Origin of the sequence: Clostridium sp. RTP31139st1_H3_RTP31139_211217, assembly GCF_040227035.1 — a bacterium.
Lineage (GTDB): Bacteria > Bacillota > Clostridia > Clostridiales > Clostridiaceae > Clostridium > Clostridium saudiense.
The window spans coordinates 22,618-29,396 of record NZ_JBCOAB010000040.1 but is presented as its reverse complement, the minus strand read 5'-3'; the positions used below and the strand labels follow the sequence as shown (position 1 = coordinate 29,396).

Genomic DNA, 6,779 nt, shown 5'->3' with positions numbered 1-6,779 from the left:
GATACAAGACACCGTTAGAAGCATTTAACGAAGAACAAGCTAAGTGTTGCACTTAGCTTGACAATTCGTCATATAAATAAACAGTATAGTTATTTAAATTATACTATGAAAGTAATGTAATAATTAATATGTGATGCTAATAAACTTGTATAAAAAGGGGTGATTATTAGTGAATTTAAAAAGTAGAAAATATTTAGCTTTAGTTGTGATTATGTTTTTTATACTAAGTTCAATTGTTGTTTTATCAAATAATTTTAAAGCTATAGATAATATAGTTACTATAGATAATAATAGTAAGTTGATTCAAGAAAAACATAAAAGTAACTTAATTGTTGAAAGTGATGATAATAAGGTTAAAAGTTATGAAGAAAACGAAGAAGAGGGAAGTGTAAGAATTTTTCCACAGGAGGAAGAGAAATATATAAAGTCATTACCTAATGTTAATACAAATGGACAAGTTATTTTAAGAAAATTATAAAATAGTTTTAAAAGCAGTAAGTAATGTACTTGCTGCTTTTAATTTATAGGCAGATTTTTGAAAATGGAATTATAGCATTAGGGACAGCACTATGTTCTCCAATGAATTTTTCCATCCAAATAACATCATTCCATTTACCAAATTTATAGCCACACTTAGTAAAATGAGCAACAGTTTTATATCCAAATTTTTTATGGAAGTTTTCACTTTTTTCATTAGGATAAGTTATGCAAGCATTAAGTTTTATTATATTTTGAAGTTTAAGATATTTCTCAAGTTCATTATAAAGCAAAGTACCAATACGACTTCTTGAATCACAATTTTGTACATAAATAGATGTTTCAACAGCCCAATCATAAGCAGGTCTTACTTTAAAAGCACTTGCATAAGCATATCCATAAATTTTATTATTATCTTCAGCAACCAAATAAGGATATCTAACTAAAGTATTTTTAATTCTATTTTTAAATTCCTCTACACTTGGAGTATCATATTCAAAGGTTATAGTTGTATTTTCAACATAGTATTTATAGATGTTAAGAAGTTCTTCTGCATCTTCAGGTTTTGCGACTCTAATATTCATTACTAATCCCCCAGTTTTTATATATTATAATTTAAGATTAGCAGATTTTAAATTGTATTTCCAATTATTTAAAGATGATTAGTATATGCACGAGTATTAATGATTTAATAATCTGATATAATATTATTAAAAATGTTAATTAGAATTTATTTGTAATAATATCTTAAGAAAATTGAAAATTACTTTTAAGTATTTAAGATTATAATATTACTAGTAGAAAACAATAATCAAAAGAGGGGATTGGCCTTATGATGGAGAGTTATTTATTAGCAATATTAGTATCGATGGTTTTAATAACAATAATAAATATAATTTTAAATAAAAAGAGCAGTGGGAAGATAAAGTGGCAACATTACTTATTTGGAGATTTTTTAATTTTATATCTTGTTATTTCATTAAAAGATATAGTTGGGTTTCCAACTTTAAGTGATTTGGAAAGAAAAGTAATGTTAGGGGGACCTATATTTGATCCAGTATTAAATTTTATACCACTCAGCAGTGGAATAGAAATTTCAACAATACTTAATATAATATTCTTTATGCCATTTGGATTTTTACTACCAACATTATGGAATAAATTTAGAAAGTTTATACCTACAGTATTTGCAGGTTTTATATTTTCACTTATTATTGAAGTTGGACAATTATTCACTATTCGTGCAACAGATGTTGATGATTTAATAATGAATACTTTAGGAACTATTTTAGGTTTTATTTTATTTAAAATACTTAGCATTATATTTAAGAAACTTTCAAATAAAACTATGGTTGAAGAGTATAATAAAAAAGATTCAATTATTAAGTATGGGCCTTATTTATATATTGGAATTGCAGTTATTAGTGTGTTTTTTAGTTAGAAGAAAAGATTTCAGATAATCAAATCTATATATTATATAGCTATAATTAAGTAAATATAAGATTTGTTATATTAGCTAATATATATTTATATTAAAATTATTATTTTTTTATGGTTAATATGAGTAAATTAAAAGAGACTATATCAAATATTACGGGTGTGTAAATTATTTTGATATAGTCTCTATTTAATTTCAATTAACAAACTCCACTCACTGTATTCGCGGAGTACACACAGTGTACCTTCAAGAAGCGAAATTTAAATTTCGACTTTTAGGCAAGTTCGAATAACCAAATTACCAAGTAGGTAACTTCCACTAGCTAAATCGAAGATTTAGAGTGTCAGTTAAAATTTGGATTATCACTTAGCTTATACTACTTTACAACTATATTTACAAGTCTTCCTTTAATAACGATAACTTTTACTATAGTTTTTCCTTCTGTAGCAGCTATAACAGCTTCGTCAGCTAAAGCAGCAGCCTTAATTCCTTCTTCATTTAAATCTGAAGCAACATTGATTCTAGCTTTAATTTTACCATTAACTTGGATAGCTATTTCAATTTCATCTTTAACTAGGGCTTTAGCATCAAATGCTGGCCAAGCTTCATTGAATACTGAGTATTTACCAGTTAATAATGACCATTGCTCTTCAGCAAAGTGAGGTGCAAATGGAGCTAAAATCTTAATAAAGCTTTCACATACATTCTTTAAGAAATCTAAGTTTTTAGTTTCTTCTTTCATGTATTTAGATAAAGCATTGATGAATTCCATCATTCTAGCAATAGCAGTATTGAATTGCATTTTTTCTCCATCTTCAGTAACACCTTTAATAGCGTTATTTAACCAGAAGTTTAATTCTTTTTCAGCTTTATCCATAGTAGTTTTATTGTTAGTACCAGCTTCAATAGCTTCTCTGCACATTGTTAGATATCTTTCAATTCTATCTACAAATCTAGCAACAGATTTAATACCATCATCACTCCAAGCTCCACCTTCAGTGTAAGCAAATCCAAACATTAAGTACATTCTAAATACATCTGCACCATATTCTTTGATGTAATCATCTGGAGATATAGTATTTCCTTTAGATTTAGACATCTTTAATCCATCTGGTCCTAAGATAAGTCCTTGGTGAGTTAAGCTCTTGAATGGTTCATCAAAGCTTAAGTAACCCATATCTCTTAAAGCCTTAGTTATAAATCTTGCATATAATAAGTGCATACAAGCATGCTCAGGTCCACCAACATATTTGTCAACTGGAAGCATCTTATCTACTTTTTCTTTATCGAATGCGATTTTATCATTTTTATTATCTACATATCTCATTTGGTACCAAGAAGAGCAAACGAATGTATCTAAAGTATCACATTCTCTCTTAGCTGGTTTACCACAACAAGGACAAGTAGTATTAACGAATTCTTCACACTTAGCAAGTGGTGACTTACCATCTGGAGCAAATTCAACATTGTATGGTAATTCAACTGGAAGATCTTTTTCAGGAACTGGAACAGCACCACAATCTTCACAGTAGATTATTGGAATTGGAGCACCCCAATATCTTTGTCTTGAAACTAACCAGTCTCTTAATCTGTAATTAACCTTAGCAGAGCCTAAACCTTGTTTAGCTAGTTTTTCAACAATAGCTTCTTTAGCTTCTTCAGTAGTTAATCCATCAAATTCACCAGAGTTAACTAAAACACCGTATTCACAGTATGGTAATTCAACTTCTTCACCTTTTTTACTAGTTATAACTTGATCTATTGGTAAGTTAAATTTAGTAGCAAAAGCATAGTCTCTTTCATCATGAGCTGGAACAGCCATAACAGCACCAGTACCATAAGTTGCAAGAACATAGTCTCCAACCCAAACTGGAACTTCCTTACCATTTATAGGGTTTATAGCATATGAACCAGTGAATACACCAGTTTTTTCTCTTGTAAGAGATTGTCTTTCTATATCTGATTGCTTTTTAGCAGCTTCTTTATATTCTTCAACAGCAGCCTTATTTTCATCTGTTGTTAATTCATCAACTAATGGATTTTCAGGAGCTAAAACAACATATGTAACACCGTTTAAAGTATCAACTCTTGTTGTGAATACATTAAAGTTAATATCTGAATTTTTAACTTTGAAGTTAACTTCAGCACCTGTAGATTTACCAATCCAGTGCTTTTGCATAGCAACAGTTTTTTCAGGCCAATCTAAAGTATCTAATTTTTCTAATAGCTCATCAGCGTATTCTGTAATTTTAAAGAACCATTGAGTTAAGTCTTTTTTAGTAACTTCAGTTGAACATCTTTCACAAGCACCATCAACAACTTGCTCATTAGCTAAAACTGTGTTACAAGATGGACACCAGTTTACAGGAGCTTTCTTTCTGTAAGCTAAGCCATTCTTTAATAATTGTAAGAATACCCATTGAGTCCATTTATAATATTCTGGAGTACAAGTTATAACTTCATTTTCCCAGTTAAACATAGCTCCCATAGCTCTTAATTGTTCTTCCATAGTTTTAATATTCTTTTCAGTAGAATCCCATGGATGAATTCCAGTCTTAATTGCAAAGTTTTCTGCAGGTAAACCAAAGGCATCAAATCCCATTGGTTGGAATACATTGTATCCTTGCATTTTCTTTAATCTTGCCCATGAATCAACAGGTCCATAGTTAAACCAGTGACCAGCATGTAATTGGCTTCCTGATGGATAAGAGAACATTTCTAAAACATAAAGTTTTTCACCCTCTGCATCTGGATTAAATTTGTAAAGTTCAGTTTCTTCCCACTTTTTTTGCCACTTTTTATCAATGGCAGTTCCGTAGTTACTCATAGTTTAAACACTCCTTTGGATAGTTAAGAGTTAATAGTTAAGAGTTAATAGTTAAGGAATAAATTCAGCTGAGCTGAATTTAGAAATATTTTATCCTCAATTACTAATTCAAGACTATCAATTCAAAACGAAATACTCCTAACTAATTATATTTATAATTTTTACCTAATTTTATAAAAATATATAAAAAAAGCCCTTCATCTCAATTAAGAGACGAAAAGCTATATTTCGCGGTACCACTCTTATTAGAACTATTTTATAAGTTAAAAGGTAATAGGTGTTGAATAAAATCGTCGTAGCTGAATTAAAAAAATATATATTTAAGAAACTGATTAGGAGTTTCAACATTAACTACTAACTAAAAACTACTAACTTTTAACTAAAAAGGTTCTCACTCAAATCCGTAACGGGGATTCCGTACTTGCTTTTAACAAGTAAGCTCCAAGGCAAGTTCCTATAAATGTATCACTGTTTTGCAGCAACCAACAGCTCTCTAAAGATTACAGTATTATAGTACTACTCCTTTTCAATGCAATAAATATTAAATTTATTAAAAGATTTCAATATTTATTAATTATATATTAGTCTACTATAATAAGTCAATAAGAGTAAATATTATATTTACTTTATGAATTAAAATAAAAGAGTTCCTTTTTAAAATAGAAAACATATTATAAAAGAAACTTATTTTTATTTAGGGCAAATAAATACACATTGTGGAATAAAAAGAAAATTAGAGTTAATATTATCTCTTAACTTGTTGTTGATAAATAAGAAATTTACAAATCAAATTAATTATTAAAATATTCTTAAGAATACTAAATTGATTTCAAATTAGGAAAGTTTCCTTATATACTAAGTAAGAATCATATGTAAGTAAATTTAATGGAGGTAATGTTTATGTCGTGTTTAGGAAATATTATTTGGATAATATTTGGGGGCCTTATTGGTGCAATAGGATGGTGTTTTATAGGGATAATATGGTGTATTACTATAATTGGAATACCAGTAGGAATGCAATGCTTTAAAATGGCAAGACTACAGCTTGCGCCATTTGGTAAAGAAGTTGTTACAGTAAGTGATAGTAGTGGGAATTTACTAATGAATATATTATGGTTGATATTTGGTGGGTTAGAGTTATGTATTACAAATATAGTAAGTGGATTAATTTTATGTATAACAATAGTAGGAATTCCATTTGCAGCACAATCATTTAAAATGGCCAAGCTAGCATTAATGCCTTTTGGAAAAGAAGTTATATAAAATTAATATATAGGTATGAAATTTTAAATATTTAAATCATAATGTGGCAATTTATCTATATTTAAGGTTGATAATAGGTTAGTGGTATTAAAAGGTGTTAAAAATTGGTATAATATTATATAGTTTTAATATTAATAAGTTGAAGGGACGAGTTAAATGATTAAAAGATTTGTATCATATAATGAGAATTTAGAAAAAAATATTGAACTTTTAAGTAAAGGAATATTTTTAACAACTAAGAGTGGAAGTAAAGTGAACTCAATGACTATAGCTTGGGGAAGTATTGGTTTCATGTGGGGTAAACCTGTATTTACAGTTATGGTAAGACCACAAAGATATACATATGGAATAATTGAAAAAACAAATGAATTTACAGTTACAATACCATATAAAAATGTGGATAAGGAAATAGCATTTTTAGGAACTAAAAGTGGTAAAGATATTAATAAATTAGCACAATTAAATATTGATACTAGAGAATCGGAAAAAATAAATACTCCTGTATTAAATATGGAAGGTATGCATTTTGAATGTAGAGTTCTTTATAAAACTACAATGAGTGATAAGAATTTAAATGAGGATATAAAAAATAGTAAATATCCTTTAGAAGATTATCATACAATATATTTTGGAGAAATAGTATCGAGTTATATAATTAAATAATTATACAGAAATAGTTTATGCCTCTGGAATAAACCTAAATATTGGGTTGATTTCAGAGGTGTCTTTTTATTTGCAAAAGAATATAAGACTACATTTTGGATAAAACTAAAT

At 28.1% G+C, this 6,779-nt stretch carries 6 protein-coding genes and 1 other annotated feature; of the genes, 4 read left to right on the top strand and 2 right to left on the bottom strand.

The window, feature by feature from the left end:
• Positions 1 to 169: 169 nt before the first annotated feature.
• On the top strand, positions 170 to 478 hold the full coding sequence (locus ABUA17_RS14415; RefSeq protein ID WP_042400771.1) for a hypothetical protein: 309 nt from the start codon (positions 170 to 172) through the stop codon (positions 476 to 478).
• Between the two features lie 43 nt (positions 479 to 521).
• On the opposite strand, the gene ABUA17_RS14410 is transcribed toward ABUA17_RS14415, so the two are convergent.
• Complete coding sequence (locus ABUA17_RS14410) at positions 522 to 1,061, bottom strand: GNAT family N-acetyltransferase (RefSeq protein WP_349818124.1); 540 nt, start codon at positions 1,059 to 1,061, stop codon at positions 522 to 524.
• Between the two features lie 248 nt (positions 1,062 to 1,309).
• Here ABUA17_RS14410 and ABUA17_RS14405 point away from each other — a divergent pair, with 248 nt between their 5' ends.
• A complete protein-coding gene (locus ABUA17_RS14405; protein ID WP_055277738.1) occupies positions 1,310 to 1,918 on the top strand; it encodes a VanZ family protein in 609 nt (202 codons plus the stop codon).
• Between the two features lie 373 nt (positions 1,919 to 2,291).
• Here ABUA17_RS14405 and leuS read toward each other — a convergent pair whose 3' ends face one another.
• Positions 2,292 to 4,742: a leucine--tRNA ligase gene (leuS, locus tag ABUA17_RS14400; protein WP_055277737.1), complete on the bottom strand. Its 2,451-nt coding sequence runs from the start codon at positions 4,740 to 4,742 to the stop codon at positions 2,292 to 2,294.
• A gap of 206 nt (positions 4,743 to 4,948) precedes the next feature.
• Positions 4,949 to 5,281, bottom strand: a binding site (T-box leader).
• A gap of 361 nt (positions 5,282 to 5,642) precedes the next feature.
• Between leuS and ABUA17_RS14395 the strand changes: the two genes are divergently transcribed.
• Positions 5,643 to 6,005 (top strand): YccF domain-containing protein, encoded by a 363-nt coding sequence (locus tag ABUA17_RS14395; protein ID WP_042400760.1) that lies wholly within the window; start codon positions 5,643 to 5,645, stop codon positions 6,003 to 6,005.
• A gap of 156 nt (positions 6,006 to 6,161) precedes the next feature.
• Positions 6,162 to 6,668 carry a flavin reductase family protein gene (locus tag ABUA17_RS14390; protein ID WP_042400756.1) on the top strand — a complete coding sequence of 169 codons (507 nt, stop codon included), beginning with the start codon at positions 6,162 to 6,164 and terminating at the stop codon, positions 6,666 to 6,668.
• Positions 6,669 to 6,779: the final 111 nt, after the last annotated feature.

Coding starts and splice junctions, on each gene's coding strand:
- ABUA17_RS14390 (WP_042400756.1), top strand. CDS start 6,162: ATGATTAAAAGATTTGTATCATATAATGAGAATTTAGAAAAAAATATT.
- ABUA17_RS14405 (WP_055277738.1), top strand. CDS start 1,310: ATGATGGAGAGTTATTTATTAGCAATATTAGTATCGATGGTTTTAATA.
- leuS (WP_055277737.1), bottom strand. CDS start 4,742: ATGAGTAACTACGGAACTGCCATTGATAAAAAGTGGCAAAAAAAGTGG.
- ABUA17_RS14410 (WP_349818124.1), bottom strand. CDS start 1,061: ATGAATATTAGAGTCGCAAAACCTGAAGATGCAGAAGAACTTCTTAAC.
- ABUA17_RS14395 (WP_042400760.1), top strand. CDS start 5,643: ATGTCGTGTTTAGGAAATATTATTTGGATAATATTTGGGGGCCTTATT.